Origin of the sequence: Pantoea sp. CS_6 (genome assembly GCF_041954745.1) — a bacterium.
In the GTDB taxonomy this organism is placed as follows: Bacteria; Pseudomonadota; Gammaproteobacteria; order Enterobacterales; family Enterobacteriaceae; genus Pantoea; species Pantoea stewartii.
The window spans coordinates 97,306-115,842 of record NZ_JAVAYG010000012.1 but is presented as its reverse complement, the minus strand read 5'-3'; the positions used below and the strand labels follow the sequence as shown (position 1 = coordinate 115,842).

The following is an 18,537-nucleotide window of genomic DNA, read 5'->3' as shown; positions in this document are numbered from 1 at the left end:
ACGCTGACCGTCCAGACAAGGGTGACGGTCAGCGAAACAGCGAAGATTAATGGGCAGGTAAACGTGGGCCTTTAACGTGCGCGATCAACAAACTGATCATAAAAACGAAAGCGAATAAGACAACGATGGTCGGTGCTGGGGCACTGTCGATAAAAAATGACAAATATACACCGCTGAGCGATACCATTACGGAAATGAAAGCGGCCAGAATCAACGCATGTGAAAAACGACGTGTCAGTAAGACAGCAATCGCGCCGGGCGCAATCAACAAAGAAATGGAAAGAATGATGCCCACCGCTTTTAACGTCGCCACAATCGTCAGAGAAACCATGGCTAACAAGCCATAATGCAGCCAGCGCACCGCCAGGCCACAAGCCCGCGCCTGCTGGACATCGAAACTGAATACCATCAGGTCACGCCATTTCAGGATAACAAGTATTACCACTGTCGCAGCCATCGCCCCTGTCTGAATAATGTCATCACGGCTGATTCCCAGCATATCGCCAAAGAGAATATGGTCGAGATGAATCGCGGGTTTTAACGCAACAAACATAATCAGGCCGGTGGCAAACATGCCCGAAAAAACAATCCCCAGTACCGTATCCTGTTTGATTCTGCTGTTATCTTTAAGATAGCCGCTGGCAATCGCGCAGAAAAAACCCGCGCTGAAAGCGCCTGTGGCAAGCGGTAATGACAGCATCCATGCCAGCACAACACCGGGAAACACGGCATGGCTCATGGCATCCCCCATTAGCGCCCACCCTTTCAGAACCAGAAAGACAGACAACAGCGCACAGGGAATAGCAACGATACAGGCAATTAACAGGGCGTGGTTCATAAAACCAAACTGAAAAGGTTCCAGCCACATCATCATATCTCCTGCATCCGGCGACGCCGATGGTTCGCGAGTAAACCGTGCTTAGGTGCAAACACAAAAGTCAGCAGAAACAGCAACGTCTGGGCCACCACAATGATTCCTCCTGTCGCACCATCGAGATAATAACTTGCCCAGGCACCCGCAAAGCTGGTCAGGCTGCCGATGGCGACAGCAATAGCCAGTAAACGTGGAAAGCGATCGGTCAGCAGCCATGCGGTTGCGCCCGGTGTTACCACCAGACTGATTACTAAAAAAGCCCCAACCGTTTGTAATGCCGCTACGGTTGAAACTGCAAGTAAGGTGAAAAACAGTATTTTGAGCCGTCCCGGCTGTAACCCCACGGCGCGAGCATGGTTCTCATCGAAGAAAGCCACCATTAAATCTTTCCATTTGAAAAATAAAATCGTGGCAGACGTGATCCCGATAACAGCCAACTGAACAATATCCGCGGGGGCGATAGCCAGAATATTGCCCAGTATGATGGTTTGAATATTCACCGACAGGGGATTCAGTGAAACCATAAACAGCCCTAACCCGAAAAACGAAGAAAATACCAGACCAATAATGGCATCTTCTTTTAAACGTGTACGCTGATTCAGCACTAGCATGCTCCCCGCCGCTAATCCCCCCGACAGGAATGCACCAAAGGCAAACGGAAGCCCCAGCATGTACGCGCCTGCCACGCCCGGCACGATAGCGTGCGACAGCGCATCGCCGATAAGCGACCAGCCTTTTAGCATCAGGTAGCATGAAAGAAAGGCACACAATCCACCCACCATTGCGGCAATCCACATGGCATTCAACATATATTGATAACTGAAGGGTTCAAATAATAGCGTCATGGCTGACCTCGTACTGAACGCCTGTCAGGCGATGCGGGTAAAAGAGGCTTATCATCCATGACCTCACGTAGTTCACCCTCAACCATCACATGGCGAAGTACACCGCTAAATGCCCGTTCGAGATTTGCCTGTGTAAAGGTGGTGCGCGTCGGCCCGCTGGCCAGAACGGTACCTTTGACCATCACGGTGTAGTCGCAAAACGCCACCACCGAACTGAGGTTGTGCGTTGAGACCAGCAGGGTTTTCCCTTCATCGCGCAGTTCACGCAACAGACTAATGATTTTGGCTTCGGTTTTTACATCGACGCCTGTAAAAGGTTCGTCCAGTAAAATTACCTCTCCCTGCTGAGCAATGGCCCGGGCGAGAAAGACACGTTTTTTCTGACCGCCTGAGAGCTCGCCGATTTGCCGCTCCCGGTATTCGAGCATATCTACCCGTCCGAGCGCAGCCATGACTTTGTCACGATCCTGTTGTCTGGGCCTGCGCATCAGACCCATGTGACCATAACGCCCCATCATGACAACATCCTCAACCCGGACAGGAAAAGACCAGTCGACCTCTTCTGCCTGCGGCACATAAGCCACCAGACTACGGCGTAAGGCCTGTCGCGTTGTCATACCGAGGATACTGACCGTACCTGCACGGACAGGAACGAACCCCATCAGCGCTTTAAAAAGCGTTGATTTCCCCGAGCCATTGACGCCAAGCAATGCGGCAATGGAACCGGCTGGCACGCAAAAACTGGCCTTGTCGAGGGCAATATGGCCATTGCGGTAGATTACCGAGAGGTCAGAAACATCAATTGTCGGCGTCATTGTTTTTTCATCCCATCATTAATGCCTTTCACTAATGTCTGAGTGGTGACCTTAAGTAAGTCCAGATACGTTGGTACGGGTCCACTGGCGGTACTGAGAGAATCGACATACAGAACGCCGCCATAGTGCGCCTGTGTTTCACGTGCTACCTGACGAGCCGGTTTATCCGATACGGTGCTTTCACTGAAAATAACGGGAATGGCATGTTTCTTCATCTGGTCAATAACCTGGCGTACCTGTTGAGGCGTCCCCTGCTGATCGGCATTGACAGGCCAGAGATAACGTTCCTTAAGCCCCAAATCGCGCGCAAGGTAGGAAAATGCCCCCTCGCTGGTCACGAGCCAGCGTTTGTTCTCAGGGATGTCGGCGATTTGTTTTCGGAAAGGCTCAAGCGATGCGATGATTTTCTGCTTATAGGCAGCGGCGTTCTGTGCATAGATCTGGGCATTGGTCGGATCATATTTACTCAGCGCGTCACGAATATTGTCGACATAGATAAGTGCATTATCGGGCGACATCCACGCATGAGGATTGGGTTTGCCATTGTAAGGCCCCTCCCCTATCCCCATGGGCTCGATTCCGGCAGAAACGACAACGTCAGGTACGCCTTTCAGGTGCTGATAAAAGCGCTGGAACCATAGCTCAAGATTCAGGCCGTTAGCCATCACCAGTTGCGCCCCCTGAGCCCGCTTTATGTCTCCGGGCGTCGGCTGATAATCATGAATTTCGGCTCCGGGCTTAGTGATGGATGTTACTTCAGCCGCCTCCCCCGCCACATTTTTTGCCATATCGGCAATGACGGTAAATGTCGTTACAACTTTAAATTTTTCAGCGGCATGGCTATTTGTTGTCATTGCAACACCGAGCATGACACTCAGCGCGGTTATCCAATACCTTTTAAACCTGTTCATCGTACTGTCCTCAGCTTAATGCGCAAATATAGCTCGTGCTAACTTGTATAGCACAAGCTATAAATCAGGGACAGAAACACTTTGTGAAGTTTTTTAATGAAATGAATGGAAGTTTCATTTTTTCTGACAGGAGGTATGTAATTCATTATTTTAAAGAGTAAAAAATAGATCCACCCCTCTCCAGCTAATGCAGATTTTCTGTCTAAACAGGTGCAGTGAGTTCGTGTAAGCGTACAAACAGCGCTGTACGGTAAGGCGGATTGTATTCTTTGCTAAAATTACAAATGTGGAACACATGCCAAAGGAGGTTATTTTGCTACTTTCACAACAGTATCTGACTAACACTATCATTGGCGAGGCCGCTCTGAACCTGATAGCAATTAATCAGGACGTAAGTGTTGAGTCCCTGGTGGATGAGCTCAGGGTAATGAAAGAATCTGAAGTTGATGAAAAACGACTTCTACAACTGGCCGATGCAACAAAGTGGCTAATGGGATTCAGAAAAATCGGTGCACGGTCGTCTGCCGGCACAGGCTGGTCTGCACGCAAGCACCCTTTTTCAGCGTCTTCTGACAATGACTATGATGATATTTTCTTTAAATAGTAATAAGCTTGTTTTTCATCCCTGTTGGTGGGAAACAAGCTTAACCGCACGCCATAATTGTTAAAAAAGTTTAAACGCCAACCTCTATAACCCTCTGTTTTACCTCAATTAGCACTTTTTGCACAAAAATATTCCTTCAAGATCATCAAAATTCTGTACAAGTTTTTAAAACATGTATAACTTTCGCTTAGCGGCGAAGTATATTTTAACCACTTGAGGATATGAGCATGCGTCAGAACGGACATGCACCGGATAATACCAGCGACATTGCCCGTTATTTTAACCAGGCCAGCCAGCCCTCTCAGCAGGAAACATTGGGCGAAATTGTTGTGGAACTCCTGCGCGCTGGTCAAACGCTCTCTCGTAAAGCTATCTGCAGTAAACTTCTCCATCGTCTTGATGGGTGCGCTTCATCAGAACAACAGCAGCATTATCAGGCCCTGATTGGTTTGCTGTTTAGCCGTGAAGGCTGATAAATTTTGCATTAATCGTTAATTCGTTTTTAAAGTAAATTCTGATCGGACAGTACTGCGTTTAGTCACAGGGAGTGTACTGTCCACAGCTGACGCGGGAAGGTTAGCTGTCCCCGTCATCGTGACCGGACTATGGCCACACATTCGTAATCAGAGAAGCCAGTATGTACAGAAGTGAAGAAGAAAAAATAACGGATGTGATGATAGGTGAGGCCGTGCTGACCTTACTCAAGTCCGAAAGTCCGATTTCCAGCAATGCATTAATTGCCCAGCTTGAGGTGATGGCGGGCGAAACGGAAGATGCAACACGACTGCGTGCGATTAAAGTTGCCATCGTTGAAGTGCAAAAAGGAATGGCTTCTGCAAACAGTCGTCGAAGAGTGGATCTTTCAGAACGTGATAAGCACCGTTTAAACAATGATGGTCCGCCTGAAGGTTCTAAAAAGCACTGAGCTTAATGTTTGTGGCTGGTCATCAGGCAATGATGCGGTGTGATTGCAGACAGGTAAGTTACCTGATTAACCCTGATAAATAATAATACTGTCGGCTGACTTCCTGCTATTCAACTGACAATTTTCTTAGAGAATTGAGACTATGCAACAGAGCACATCAGATTTAGCCATCATCGAATTTTTCCGCAGTGAGGGCGATCACCTCGCCAAAGAAACTGAATTGCTTGGTCGGGTGATCAGAAACATTGTCAGCGATAAGAAGCGGGTGACGAATAAAGCTATTATTCTGTACTTAATTGCTGAACTGGAGTGCACTGACGATGCATCTCAGATTGAACTGTTACGCAACACACTGGAGATTGTCGTAGGCCGTACTCCGGACGACGCAGGCATTTAATGTTCATGCCAGGAAATGAAATCATTAGCATTTCCTGGCTCCCCCTACCCTGCAACACCTTGATATAGCCATAAACATTAATGCATTTTACGCGCAAAAAAATGGATGGCGCGCTTGCAAAGAAGTTTAACTCTCTTATCACCGCTGTCCTGACTCATACGAAATAGTGCATCTGTAATTTGATGAAACTGCACGGGCTCGCCCATCTTTAAAAGCTCACTGACTACTTCTCCAATCAACGCACGAATATCGTTGTCTTCATGGTTATTCACATAACCTCCAACTGGTGTATATATATACAGACTAACATTTTTATAATGTTAAAAACAAAGAAGATTACCGAAATATAATGTAAGCGAAGCGGTAGTATTGCGTTATGATCTTGATTTCATTCCGGGTTATATCTTTTTGAATTAATATACCTGGCAAAATTTCCTTCCCCGAATAAGTTGACAAAATACGACATTAAGTAAATTTATATTTCATGACACGGCAGAATAAGAAGAAAATTTAATGATGCCTACGTTAGTGCTGAGGGGGTAGCTTTCGGGTGATATCAAAGACAGGGCAGCTTAATCGCTGCCCAATGAAATAAGATGTTAAAACTTCCTTGCATTATTTAAGGCGATGAGGATTGCACATGTTGCCAGGATGATCAGAAAAATACCTAATGCAATCATCGCATTGAATGCATAAGCTTTAAAAAGAATTAACCCGACAATACAGCCCGACAAAAATGAAAAAACGGTAGTCAGATGCGTGTGTAACTGCTTTTGAGCAAAACGTCTGTCGCAGGGTTCGGCACGAGAAACAAACGATGACACGTACGTTCCGAGTGCAATACCGGCATCTGTAAGCGTCCCTGTGATATGGGTTGATCTGACACGGCCGTTCGAGAGTTGGGTTGACGTCGCATTATGCACTCCCATCAGGAATGCCAGTATCAATAAGACCTCATCATTATAGCTGGGAGAATAGAAAAGTTTTTCGAAAACCGAAGCAAGCGTGAGCGCTATCCCTTCAGCCAGAATGATCAGACAAAAAACCGTTCTGATTTTTCGCCTTTCTCCAGCTATGATAAATAATCTTGCCGCTGTACATCCAATAACAAACGCCGCGATTAACCCGGCAAGGAATGTCAAACTGTCAAAATCTGACGTAAAAACTTCAGTAGAAATTTGAGAGGTGTTTCCGCTCATATGTGATGGGAAAAAACCAAATGCGCCAAGTGCCATCGCATTCAGTATCCCGGCGGTTGTGGCTAATGCCAGAGCAAGATAACGGTCTTCTGTATGTGAACGCAACTTCTTCTTTTTTATCAGCACCCGATTCCCCTACTGTTTTTACACCATTGATGATTTTACTTTTATACATTTTTATCATAGTAGAGTTTAAAAAACGCAGCGCTAAATACAGACAAGTCTGCATGGGTAAACTGTTAATTGTACTGATATTTATGTGCTTTATGGGAATCGTGATTACATGTAAAAAATTCAAAAGACTTTTCAGATTTTTTTACGCATCAGCAAAAATTTTCTTTGCATCCCTTTTTCTGATGTATTTAACACTGCTGCCAATTTATGGCAGGATACGCCCCCTGAATTAATCCTTCACAAGCCATATGTAAGATTTTCAAGGTCAAGTCATGAAAAGAAGTCACCGTAAATTTATTATTCCTGTGGTTATTATATTTGTTTGTCTGGCCTGGTGGCTCATCCCACATTATGATGCTGAACACGAGGCTTATTATGTTTCAGTGCTTTGCGCGGTGCCCCAGCAAAATGAACAACAGTTATACAAAGCAATGCGCACTGTCATTGAAGGCAGTAATTCTGACTATGCATTGCAAAAAATTCATTTTATTCCCGGACTGGCCAAACGCGTTATCGCTAAGTGGAAAAATCTGACGCCAGAGCAGCAGCGACAGGCCGCCAGCCACGACAGTCGTCAGTGCCGAGAGTTGATCATGACCAATAAATGATTACGCAAAAGGACACTTAATCATGTTGCAACGTAAAAATTACGCTGCGCTGGGTCAGATAACAGCGCCATATGTTCACGCCGTCAGCCATAATGGAACACTGTATGTTTCAGGCCTCACGGCACACGGCACCTCAGCAGGCCAGCATGACATAGCTGCTCAGGCGGAGGCGATATTTGATCAGCTTGAAGTTATTACCCACGCTGAGCAAACGTCGTTACAAAATTTGATCAAGGTGACCATTTTTATTACCTCGTTTGTTGATATCGATTCGCTTCGAAAGGTGCTGTTCAAACGCTATGGGAGTGATCTTCCGGCCAGCTCACTGGTTCAGGTCAGCGCCCTCTTTGCACCTGAATTGTTGATTGAAATTGAGGCGGTCATTGCACTTTAAGAACAGTTCGCCTTGCCCGTTTCATACGTGTAATGTCACCAACTGGTAAGAACATGCTTTTCGCACAGCATGTTCTTAATGTATTTCCATCTCCCATCCTTTTCTGACATCCCATCACTTCAGATAAGTGCGTTACACGTTTGCTCTGCACGTTGGCGTGATATTCCTCTTATGGCGCCGGCTTTTATAGTTCTCCCCTTGGATATCTGGTTTTCAGGCATGCTCAATGCGAAAGATGCTGGCTGGCTATTAATATTGCAGCGATCGCGCTTGTATTCATACCGATGAAAGCTTTTTGACATGCCATACAGATATGCCACATTGTCGTTGCTCCGAGTGGTTGACGTTTCGCAGCTCACTTTCAGCCTGTCGCATAACTGTCATAACCAGGATTGCGGTTTATCTGCATAAGGCTTACTCATTCAGAAAAACTGGCTGAGCCTGCCAAAAGGAACCTGATTAGTTAATTTGAATTACGCGTGGGCCTGCGTATAAGGGATTCATTCAGAAACCCATGACATGTGAATTTCAGCCTGAAATCGCCAAAGAGAAGCACTGATTACAGTGAATGTTTGAGTATTCACTGTAATCAGTTCGCGTGAACAGATGACTGCGTTATTGGCACGCTTATTTTAAGAACAGATAAAAAGGACGGATAACAGCGATGCGGCGGCGATGTTAAGATCGAGGCAAGTGTCAGCTTTAAATCGCTTGATATTAAGGTCATTGAGCTGGCCTGACAGACAATGCGCGCTGAACATGATTCACGGACAGCAATACGGGTACCGCAGGCTTGCGATATGCAGCAAGCCGCTAAAATGTCACGATCATCATAGCTGGACGCGCATTTTATAGTGCCGTGATTTATTAATTTTAACTTTTACCCGATTTCGCTTTGCGGCCTTCCGGATTATATTAATTCTGTATTTCTTCAATAACGATGCGAGTCAGTTTCAGCGTGATGAGTGGTAAAATACTGACTCAGGCGCGTAACCGCATCCACGGCTTAGCTTTTAGCGTCCGCCCGGAAAGGTTGATGACCAAATTTCAGCCTGAAATCGCCAAACTCATTTTACTCACTGATTACAGTGAACATGTAGCAGGCGTCCACTGTAATCAGTAATCAACTGCATTTTTTTACACACAGCCCCTTCAGGCTAAGCGAGAGATCTCATGTCAGTGCCATACTCATCCCAGGCTGCGCATCGCGCCATCAGTAAACGACATATTCCTGACTAACAGCGGTATCAATGCGTGGCAAGTGATTCACTGTAATCTGTAGTGTGAAGCATCGGCAAGCGTAAAAGCCTGAGCAACATGCTCACGGCACCAGAATACTGATTACAGTGAATTCAATATTAAAATCTGAGCTCTCATCGCGTTGTCCTTTTGAACATGATTAGTTGGAGCAGATGTAATGAGCCTTTCTTCGTTTTCAAAAAGTGAGATTCAAGCCAATGAATGTGTCACCTGTATTCAGGTGCCTGAAACGTTTTGCGGCCGATTCAGCAGCAATGATACTGACGCAACCCGCAGACTTAAGCGGTTTTTATTGATACACCACGAATTTGCATCATAAGTCACAGCGCCTTACAGAAAACGGGGTGATATCATTTGTCTCACCTTTCCTCACTCGCTGGCGCCAGTCCTACAGTGTGCGGTCGACTACAGGCTTCACTTTTAAAGGAAGAAGGGATGAGGGCGTTAATCAGTGTGTGAGAGAGATGCGGGCAAAGTCTTGATGGTGCCATGCATTGACAACTTTGGCTTACTCATTACCAAACACTTTCCCGTTAGTACATCATCATTCAGAGTGATTTATCCATCACAGCCTTAGTTATCCACTTTTTCTGTGGATAACTAAGGGATATTTTCTGTATATCGTCATTATTGATAATTTTATTGTTTATCAGATTTTCTCGCGGCAAATAAGTTTAGTCAGGATATGGTGTCAGCTCATATCAATGAGGTTTACATTGCTGGCAGATTTAGAAAAATTTCAGGGTGAAATCGCCAAAACAAAAGCTATATAATACAAGTAGATGTAAGAGAAAATCGCAAATTTATCGCCGTCATGGTGTAACATTAAAGCATTCCATCATTCCTTCAAACTTTCCTTTTAGTACGAACAGTCGAGAGAAAGCCTGTAGAGCTGATAAATGCGGAAGCGGTTGAACAAATATCACCCATAAGATGGGTTTGAGACCTGATTTGTAAGCGTCAGGCTTTCATTACAGTCTTACAGATCGTGCATAATTTCGACCAGCACAACCAAGACCCGAAACAGAATTTCGGGCGAAATTTTACGGCACCGAGATAAAAAATATATTATTTTTCAGTATATTAATATCGACACGGAAGACTCTAAGATGGCGATTTCAGCCTGAAATTGCGAGTGTAAATAGCAGCATAAACAAAGCAGGAAGGGAGGAATGAAACCAGGCAAAGACTATTTGCCTGGTCAGGGTTAGACGCTCATCGTGTCATGAATTTTTTCAGGGTTTCTGATATCACTTTATCCAGCTCATCCTGCAGCTCTTTAGACTGGCGATTAAATTCATAACTGAACATCCTTCCTCGCGTTTTTTTACGCGCAAAACGATCTTTATCTGCGAAAGACCACAGCGCAATGGCAGTGGTTTTGTCTTTTTCGGGCTCTTTAATCAACGTCTGGCTGCCCTGACGGATTAAGCGAAGAATATTATTCTTTAGCTCATCTTCAGCTAAATTTTCACGCGCTCTGACCACATCGATTTCAGCAGAAATCGCATTAATCAATGCATCAACTGATTGCCCTGTTTCACTGAGCTTGTCTGAAGCCTGGAGCAGAGCTTTATAATCAGGATAAGTCAGTTCAGATTGATTGGGGAAAAGTGAAATCAGATCGGCAGGCACACTCGCCGCCTGTAATGCACGGGTCACTTTAGCCTGAGACAGACCCTGATTTTCAGCAATTTCCTTTTGTGAAAGTCCGCCTTCTTTAAGCGCAAGCAAACGCATGCCGACTTCACGTAAATTATGTTCGCGCGCCGTCTGTATATCCTGTGCAAGCTTGCGTGCCTCATCGGGCGTGATTGCAGCATCGGTAACCAACACATCAAGACCGGTTTTACAGTGCAACGCTGCGGCCCGTCGCCTTGAACCATCCAGTATCTCGATACGTTCGTCATGCATGATACCAATGGCAGGAAAAAACTGCTGGAGTTTGATGGTACGAATAATGTCGCGTAATGAATCGGGTGTGAGACCAGACTGGTCGCGACCATTGGTTTCCATATTTACGAAGGTTTTAGCAGCCACTTCGCTGGCAGGTATATGATTAAACCTGAACACGGCGCGTTTCCCCGTCGAAAGCACAAAGGTTTGTGAGGGGAGTTCAGAGGATTTTTCGGTAGTTAACGGCGTCTGGCTGAAGGTTCGACCAATCGTTATTCTTTTTGCACTCATAAAAACCTCAGTTCAGGCGAATAAATTCGATGCGGTCAAAAACCGCTTTTGCAAAATCTTCAGCGGCAGAACGCGCATTTTTTAACGCTTCGCTGCTGCCCACATAGGTGGATGGATTGGCAGATATAACGGTGTCAAATGACTCTCCACAGCGTTCAAAACCATCCAGTCGCGGAAGCGTTGCATCTAACATATCGCCGCCAAAAATTTCTTTAGCAAGACTGTGACACAGCTTATGGTCAGCTTTATTCGAGAGTTTCGACATAAAGCCGATATTTCCCTGAAGGCGACACTCTGCCCCCGATTCTTCAATGATGCCAATCAACTCAGGTAAACGCGTCAGATATTTGAGAGTGGAATGAAAATCCACCTGTGCAGGCGGCACCGGCGTCATCAGAAGATCAGAAGCAGCAATCGCGTTCTTCAAAAAGGCATCCAGATGGGGACCACTGTCGATGAAGATAAAGTCGTAATCTTTTTTGAGTTTTGAGACAACATTGTCATAAAGCACTGAATGAACATTCTGTCCAGGAAGATGCGTGGCACAGAGCTCATCCCAGCTAGATGCAATAAACGCATCATCGATGGAGGCGGGCAGCACATCCACGCCTGGTATGATGGACGATACGATAAACTCATTCACCAGCTCGTCACGACTTACGTTCTGTAGCATGGCCTGCGCGGCCGTAGCCTCAACTAAACCGACTGAGCGTTCATGATTTAAAAACATGGTTGCTGAGGATTGTGGGTCAAGATCGATAACCAGAATGCGCAGGTCTTCATAGAGCAGGTGAGGGTGAGCGCGAAGCGCATGCGCGAGAGAAACTGTCGAAACGGTTTTAGATACGCCGCCTTTTAAATTTCCGACAAACAAAGTAAAGGCTTCAGGATGGCGATCACGGTATTTCGGTACACCGCGATGGTGATAAATATCAATGATATTCTGTATGGACATGGCGTATTTGACCGAACTTCCCGCAGCGCGCTTATCAAACTGGTAGCCACTTTCTTCCATCTCATTGACAGCATAATCCACACTGGCGCGGGTTAATTTTGGCAGTTTAGCCAGCGCAGCCTTCGCATAAATCTGGTAATAACTGTTTTCCTGTAACTCAAGCTTTTGCGCCTGAATTTGTTCAGTAAGGCTCAATAGCATCCGTTCAGAACGCTGAGCAACTTTCATGACCTGACTGTCATCGTTAGCCATACTTACTCCAGATATGTAGGATTTACGACTTTATACCTAAATCCTGCACATCGGGCAAGAATTTATCTTATAAACGCTATCCTGTGTTTAATGCTGAACTTATGATTTATGTGACGCTATACACATAATTTACTGTAATAAGCATCTGCGATGCGTTCAGGAGTGGACTATACAGGAGGATGAACTTAATCCGTCTTGCCCATACAACTGGACAAAGATACCGTGAGGCTATCTTCGCTCGGTTTCTAAAATAAAAGTAGAACGTCAGTACGTACAACGAGAAGCGAACATTCACTGTAATCAGTAAAGCCCGCCGATCACATGAGCGCAAAACTGCGTAGCAGAGGGTCAGCAGCTACCGCGCTTGTGGCGTCACTGCTGGCAGATGTATTTAACTGGCATCTGACCAGCAGGTGCCTTTTAACCTGCATTCGTTCACTGTAATCAGTAAAAGATTCACTGTATTCAGTAGAGGATGAGCACCGATCGTGTGGCCAGAATCAGGATGACAGACAGCTAAAACAGCACAGCAGGTGATTCAGCATCAATATCTGTTACTCAGACTCAGCGGGGGCGTTCTGGACCCATCCTGTGTTCACTGAAGCAAGCTGTGTCTCAATGCTAACTCTCTAAAAATCTGACAGAGCGAACATATACATCCGCAATGTTCACTATAATCAGTATCCCTTCCAGTTGCCTGCAGATGAAAAGCCTGACCACAGAGATGCCGCTATTTGCCACACGACTTGCTTCTGTCGCAACAGATGTGGAAAGGCATCGACTAAAACATTCACTGTAATCAGTAAGCGATGCCGGGCCAGCTTCAAGGCCGGGCCTGGCGATAAAGACGTAGCGATACAGACCGTGACGAGCCTTTAGCGAAAAATAAACAGGGAAGGGGAATGACGTAAACATTCACTGTAATCAGTAGCAGAAAACCCATACCAGCGTGGCAGTCTTTGTTGTCGGGTAGAGAAGTCCGGAAGAGGCTTCATCAGCCCGGTCCCCTGAATATTCACTGTAATCAGTAACACTTGCAGCCTTCAGAAGGAGAAAATGCTCATGGCATCAGGCTGGAAAGGCTATAAGAATGATACGCTTTCCAATAACATTCACTGTAATCAGTAAACGCCCTGATCTGAATCAGCCGCTGCCTGACATTGTGGTCCATCCATGACACGTCGATAGCGTTCACTGTAATCAGTAAACGTAGCTGCCACCGTCAGTAATCTGGATCTAACTTCGGAACGTTCACTGTAATCAGCAGGAACCTCGTGACGAACAGAGGACAGATTCACTGGAATCAGTAAATGCATTTTGTCGGCTTAACCCGTCATAACATTCACTGTAATCAGCGTTCCACTAACCCTGTCACTTTTTTAGTGTGATTGTTCATTAATGCCAACGTGTTCAACCCTGCGTTGTCTAACCCAAAAAAAATACAAATAAAATCAATTAATTAATAACAATATTCACTATAATCAGTTATATCATTCTCCACAAACGTTCACTGTAATCAGTGAAAGGCAGGGCGCGAATAAACGCAGCCAGTATTCACTGTAATCAGCAAGGCGAGGCAAAAAAGGATAAGCAGAAAATTAATAAAATAATAGTAAGCGCACGCTTACTTATAAGTCATTGAAATATTATTAAAATAAAATCAGATGGCAGACGTTCCAACAGCATAACTTCAGCGGCGTTACTGACTATAGTGAATGCCGCTGATTACAGTGAATGATTGTAGGTAAGGAGTGAAAGAAGTATATGAACTGGCGTGCAGTGTCACTTTTTAGTTAAAAGTGACACTGCAACGCAAAACTTACTGATTACAGTAAATGCGCGCTATTCTTCAAATTCAATGTCTTCAAGGGTATCAATACCTTCAAGATTGCCGATACCATCCAGTTTAGGCGTCCTGCTGTGGATAATGAAAAACACAGAGCGTCCGCGTTTGATTTCAGAATAGTCGAGATAGCCAATCTCTTTAAGCTGCTCCATTGCGCGTCGCACAACGTGGTTCTGCGTCGTAATTTTAGATCCTAAATTCAGGCGCATACGCAGGCGTGCCAGTGATATAGGCGCAGGGTTGGTGGGAAGGCTCTCAAGGAACGTATAGAGCGCCTGAGCCGATTCTTTACGTTTCAGACGGGAGATGGCGCGTAGCTGAAGTAAAACCTTGTGATCGAAGTTATAGAGCTCAAAAAGCTTGGGATCAGCTTGTATGCGAACAATATCTTTTTCACGATCATAGTAGGCAGACTGAACAAGGTGCGTGTGATAGGCCTTACCGTTTCCTTCAAAGGACAGCGTATTGGTCGCAATTCGCCGTAGGGATGCATCAAGCCGCTTACGTAAGGCAGCAGAAGAGTTTGCTGAAGGTATTCCACACATTTTAACGAAATCGATAAAGGGCAGCGTGACCGTATCGCCCTGAGTAGGATAACGCGAAAAAGACTGGATGATGCCTGCCCATGTCTTGAAATCATTATCCATATCCAGCCTGGCACCGGTGATGGTAATCTTTTCATACCCTTCCGCTTTCACCAGCGAGAGGTTTTTAAGTTCTTTCGTCGCATCCGTGGACGCCATCGCGCCTGAAATCCCGCGCGCGGTGGATTTAAGCGTTGGTACAAACAGTCCCAGTCGCATCAAGGCAACAGGCTGAACAGTGTTATTCTTATTGGGATGAAGCTGAATAACTTCACCGCTGTTTTTAGTCACAGACAGAAAAGGCTCTAGTAACGCTTTGTTTTCACTATCTTTGTCTGCCATGGGATAAGATCTTCATTCTGTGGATGAAAAGGATCGTTTTCTGATTACAGTGAACATTAGCACTGATTATAGTGAACTTTCTACAGTGTGTAGTGAATAAAGTACTGATTACAGTGAATAGTTTGCTGATTACAGTGAACACCAACCCCCTCTCAGCCCTTGTGTGGCGCGGCCTGCAGCGATCGGGGATCTCTTTGGATCTATTATGGATCTCTCTATGATCGTTATATAGGAACTATTCACTGTATAAGTGGATAACTCAGCGATAACAGATCATAGTGATGTTTCTCTGAATAGCGTTTTTTTTAAAAAAGATAAGGTAACTGCCACCCGTCCCGGACAAACGCACTCACTTGTACCTTCATTTTTCAGAAACAAGTTCATCACTATTATTCATTTTTCATCAGCATTACGACGGCGTATGGTGACAGAATTTCGTCATTAATAAGGATCACGATCATGACTGACTTTGCCATTTCCCGTAATCCCACAACGGGTGAAATTCTTGCAAAATATCCAATGCAAACCGCTTCTGAACTGGAGCAGACGTTAGACTCAAGTGCCAAGGCCAGTAAAGCGTGGCGGCAAAGCAGCATGGACATGCGTGTCAACGTACTTCGTCAACTGAGCGAACAACTTCGCCAGCGTGAGCCAGAACTGACGCGAATGATAACCCTGGAAATGGGTAAACCTGTTGCACAGGCAAGAGCAGAGATCCTGAAATGTGCCAGTTTGTGTGACTGGTACGCTGAATTTGGCCCTGCCATGCTGCAAGACCAACCCTCACAGATTCCCGATGCGTGGCAGTCATTCCGGCCAATCGGGACTATTCTGGCGGTAATGCCCTGGAATTTCCCCTTCTGGCAGGTTCTGCGCGGTGCTGTAGGGATGCTGCTGGCGGGTAACACTTATCTGCTGAAACACGCCCCTAATGTCATGGGAAGCGCAATGCTGATGGCAGAGCTGTTCGATGCTACAGATCTGCCTGAAGGCGGTTTTAACCTGATAAACGTTGATAACGAAGGCGTTTCAACCGCAATCCGGGATGATCGCATCGCAGCGGTTGCAGTAACAGGCAGCGTCCGGGCGGGTGCCGCTATAGCTGCCCAGGCGGGTGCGGCGCTGAAAAAAACCGTGCTGGAGTTAGGTGGTTCAGATCCTTTCATCGTGCTGGCCGATGCTGATCTTGATGAAGCCGTTAAATCCGCAGTCACAGGCCGTTTCCAGAACACCGGGCAGGTTTGTATGGCAGCGAAACGCTTTATCGTTGAAGCGCCGATTGCGGAAGCGTTTGAAATGCGTTTTGTTGAAGCCGTTAAGGCGCTTAAAATCGGCGATCCGCTGGATGAACAAACGTACATTGGCCCAATGGCCCGTTACGATCTCCGCGATGAACTGGATGACCAGGTCAAAGCGAGTCTGCGTGAAGGTGCACGTCTGGTGTTAGGTGGCGAAAAAATAGCAGGGCAGGGCAATTATTATGCACCGACGATCCTGTCTGATGTAACAAGTGACATGACAGCCTTCAGGCAAGAGCTTTTTGGGCCTGTCGCCGCTATCGCAGTCGCCCGTGATGCGGATCATGCGCTGGAAATCGCTAATAACAGCGAATTCGGACTTAGTGCAACGGTATGGACGAACAACACCGATCGTGCTGAGCAGATGACGGCAAACCTCGAAGTGGGTGCTGTATTTATCAATGGCAATGGTGCATCCGATCCACGCGTGACTATCGGTGGCGTGAAGAAGAGTGGCTATGGTCGTGAGTTATCGCACTTTGGCGTCCATGAGTTCTGTAATATTCAGACAGTCTGGAAAAACCGGCGCTAACCACTATTTTATTATCCCCTGAGTCTACCGGCGCAGCAGTGCGCCGGCTTACTGTCTTTTCCCATCGGATAACAACATTGATTTCTGCCTGACACAAAACAGGATCCTTTGCAGAAAAAGATCCGTTACGATTCTGCGTCATCGAACCAGCCGGGCAGGGGATCGGAAAGCGTCACCCAGTATCCCGGCCCCGCCGCCATTTCCTGAGGGGTTAACAATGCGTGATCAAGCGCAGCACGCACTGCCGTTTCATCCATATCGATGCCGATAAAAACCAGTTCCTGTCGTGCATCGCCCGTCCCGTCTATCCAGTTGTCGGCAATAAACGCGAGGGATTCACTGTCCTGTGGCCATTTATCACGCGGGATACTGGCCCACCAGCTGCCTGCATAGCCATGCCGGGCTATCGCACCCGCCTGAGACCACGACGCTGCATATTCAGGACGGCTGGCCAGCCAGAAATAACCTTTCGAACGGATCACCCCCTCAAGCTGATGATTAACCGCATGCCAGAATCGTTCAGGATGAAACGGACGCCTTGCGCGATAGACAAAGCTACGAATACCGTACTCTTCTGTTTCTGGCTGATGCTCGCCGCGAAGTTCTTTTAGCCAGCCTGGTGCCTGAGCGGCCTGGTCAAAGTCAAACAGGCCGGTATCCAGTACCTGATCGAGCGGAACATTACCAAAATGGCTGGTGATAATGCGCGCCCGTGGATTCAACCTGTGCAGCATCGCTTTGAGCGTGCGTTGATCCTCATGGCTGATAAGATCGGTTTTGTTCACGATCAAAACATCGCAAAATTCAATCTGATCGATCAGCAAATCCACAACCGAGCGCTCATCCTCTTCGCCCAGTGATTCGCCACGCGCCTGTAAGGAGTCCAGGGAACGGTAGTCACGAAGAAAGTTATAACCATCCACAACAGTGATCATGGTATCCAGCCTTGCCACCGTCGACAGGCTTTCACCTTCTTCATCGGCAAAGGTAAACGTCTCGGCAACGGGCAGCGGTTCAGAAATGCCGGTTGATTCAATGACCAGATGGTCGAAACGGCCTTTCGACGCCAGCCGTTTCACCTCCAGCAAAAGATCCTCACGTAGCGTGCAGCAGATGCAGCCGTTACTCATTTCCACCAGCTTTTCATCCGTACGAGACAATGCCGCACCGCCATTACGTACTAAAGCCGCATCGATGTTGACTTCCGACATGTCATTGACAATCACGGCGATGCGCCTGCCTTCACGGTTATTGAGGATATGGTTGAGAAGGGTGGTTTTGCCTGCCCCGAGAAAGCCGGACAGCACGCAAACGGGCAAACGTTTGTCTGTGGGCGATGAAAGAGAGTGGCCTGACATGAAGTGATCCTTAAATGGCGAATACATTATGTTATAACATAACAAATTAGCGGCCATTTTCAATATGCTTTGTTGGATTCAGGGTTTCCATTTCTTTGCTGTTAAGACTGAAAGCGAGCAGGCTGATGCGACTAGCTGAGCGTTAAACGGGTTCATATTTTAATTGTTATGTTATAA

Annotated in this window: 17 protein-coding genes; 7 read left to right on the top strand and 10 right to left on the bottom strand. The window is 46.4% G+C overall.

Features of this window, described 5'->3' with window-relative positions:
• Positions 1 to 46: 46 nt before the first annotated feature.
• The 4 genes from RAC90_RS17665 to RAC90_RS17650 are packed head-to-tail and all read right to left on the bottom strand — an operon-like array spanning position 47 to position 3,388.
• Positions 47 to 868, bottom strand: a complete 822-nt coding sequence (locus RAC90_RS17665) for a metal ABC transporter permease (RefSeq protein WP_277284907.1) — start codon at positions 866 to 868, stop codon at positions 47 to 49.
• Between the two features lie 2 nt (positions 869 to 870).
• Positions 871 to 1,719: an iron/manganese ABC transporter permease subunit SitC gene (gene sitC / locus RAC90_RS17660; RefSeq protein WP_162286562.1), complete on the bottom strand. Its 849-nt coding sequence runs from the start codon at positions 1,717 to 1,719 to the stop codon at positions 871 to 873.
• Positions 1,716 to 2,534, bottom strand: a complete 819-nt coding sequence (locus RAC90_RS17655; RefSeq protein ID WP_133745708.1) for a manganese/iron ABC transporter ATP-binding protein — start codon at positions 2,532 to 2,534, stop codon at positions 1,716 to 1,718. Before RAC90_RS17655 ends, sitC begins: the two co-directional genes overlap by 4 nt.
• On the bottom strand, positions 2,531 to 3,388 hold the full coding sequence (locus tag RAC90_RS17650; RefSeq protein ID WP_269750711.1) for a metal ABC transporter substrate-binding protein: 858 nt from the start codon (positions 3,386 to 3,388) through the stop codon (positions 2,531 to 2,533). Before RAC90_RS17650 ends, RAC90_RS17655 begins: the two co-directional genes overlap by 4 nt.
• Before the next feature lie 352 nt (positions 3,389 to 3,740).
• Between RAC90_RS17650 and RAC90_RS17645 the strand changes: the two genes are divergently transcribed.
• From RAC90_RS17645 to RAC90_RS17630, 4 genes are all read left to right on the top strand, one after another.
• Complete coding sequence (locus RAC90_RS17645; protein ID WP_240156271.1) at positions 3,741 to 4,049, top strand: hypothetical protein; 309 nt, start codon at positions 3,741 to 3,743, stop codon at positions 4,047 to 4,049.
• A 227-nt stretch (positions 4,050 to 4,276) separates the two neighbouring features.
• Positions 4,277 to 4,522 carry a regulatory protein YcgZ gene (gene ycgZ / locus RAC90_RS17640; RefSeq protein WP_033742343.1) on the top strand — a complete coding sequence of 82 codons (246 nt, stop codon included), beginning with the start codon at positions 4,277 to 4,279 and terminating at the stop codon, positions 4,520 to 4,522.
• A gap of 164 nt (positions 4,523 to 4,686) precedes the next feature.
• A complete protein-coding gene (locus tag RAC90_RS17635) occupies positions 4,687 to 4,974 on the top strand; it encodes a hypothetical protein (protein ID WP_033742341.1) in 288 nt (95 codons plus the stop codon).
• Between the two features lie 142 nt (positions 4,975 to 5,116).
• Positions 5,117 to 5,371 carry a biofilm/acid-resistance regulator YmgB/AriR gene (locus RAC90_RS17630; protein ID WP_033742340.1) on the top strand — a complete coding sequence of 85 codons (255 nt, stop codon included), beginning with the start codon at positions 5,117 to 5,119 and terminating at the stop codon, positions 5,369 to 5,371.
• 77 nt (positions 5,372 to 5,448) lie between these two features.
• Here the strand turns inward: RAC90_RS17630 and RAC90_RS17625 are convergent, their stop codons facing one another.
• Together RAC90_RS17625 and RAC90_RS17620 are read right to left on the bottom strand one after the other, a co-directional pair.
• Positions 5,449 to 5,643, bottom strand: a complete 195-nt coding sequence (locus RAC90_RS17625; RefSeq protein WP_072193608.1) for a hypothetical protein — start codon at positions 5,641 to 5,643, stop codon at positions 5,449 to 5,451.
• 327 nt (positions 5,644 to 5,970) lie between these two features.
• Positions 5,971 to 6,696: a YoaK family protein gene (locus RAC90_RS17620; protein ID WP_054687858.1), complete on the bottom strand. Its 726-nt coding sequence runs from the start codon at positions 6,694 to 6,696 to the stop codon at positions 5,971 to 5,973.
• A 320-nt stretch (positions 6,697 to 7,016) separates the two neighbouring features.
• On the opposite strand from RAC90_RS17620, the gene RAC90_RS17615 reads away from it, so the two are divergent.
• Positions 7,017 to 7,352, top strand: a complete 336-nt coding sequence (locus tag RAC90_RS17615) for a hypothetical protein (RefSeq protein ID WP_375124583.1) — start codon at positions 7,017 to 7,019, stop codon at positions 7,350 to 7,352.
• Between the two features lie 22 nt (positions 7,353 to 7,374).
• The gene (locus RAC90_RS17610) at positions 7,375 to 7,746 is read left to right on the top strand and encodes a RidA family protein (protein WP_054634059.1); all 372 of its coding nucleotides are present in this window, start codon (positions 7,375 to 7,377) and stop codon (positions 7,744 to 7,746) included.
• 2,475 nt (positions 7,747 to 10,221) lie between these two features.
• On the opposite strand, the gene RAC90_RS17605 is transcribed toward RAC90_RS17610, so the two are convergent.
• From RAC90_RS17605 to RAC90_RS17595, 3 genes are all read right to left on the bottom strand, one after another.
• Positions 10,222 to 11,193: a ParB family protein gene (locus RAC90_RS17605; RefSeq protein WP_058702499.1), complete on the bottom strand. Its 972-nt coding sequence runs from the start codon at positions 11,191 to 11,193 to the stop codon at positions 10,222 to 10,224.
• Positions 11,194 to 11,200: 7 nt separating this feature from the next.
• Entirely contained in the window at positions 11,201 to 12,400 is a 1,200-nt protein-coding gene (locus RAC90_RS17600; RefSeq protein ID WP_039339560.1) for an AAA family ATPase, read from the bottom strand.
• 1,842 nt (positions 12,401 to 14,242) lie between these two features.
• The gene (locus RAC90_RS17595) at positions 14,243 to 15,172 is read right to left on the bottom strand and encodes a RepB family plasmid replication initiator protein (RefSeq protein WP_375124582.1); all 930 of its coding nucleotides are present in this window, start codon (positions 15,170 to 15,172) and stop codon (positions 14,243 to 14,245) included.
• 459 nt (positions 15,173 to 15,631) lie between these two features.
• On the opposite strand from RAC90_RS17595, the gene RAC90_RS17590 reads away from it, so the two are divergent.
• Positions 15,632 to 17,002, top strand: coding sequence for an aldehyde dehydrogenase family protein (locus RAC90_RS17590; RefSeq protein ID WP_058708870.1), 1,371 nt, complete (start codon positions 15,632 to 15,634; stop codon positions 17,000 to 17,002).
• Between the two features lie 125 nt (positions 17,003 to 17,127).
• On the opposite strand, the gene zigA is transcribed toward RAC90_RS17590, so the two are convergent.
• Entirely contained in the window at positions 17,128 to 18,360 is a 1,233-nt protein-coding gene (gene zigA, locus RAC90_RS17585; protein ID WP_058702497.1) for a zinc metallochaperone GTPase ZigA, read from the bottom strand.
• Positions 18,361 to 18,537: the final 177 nt, after the last annotated feature.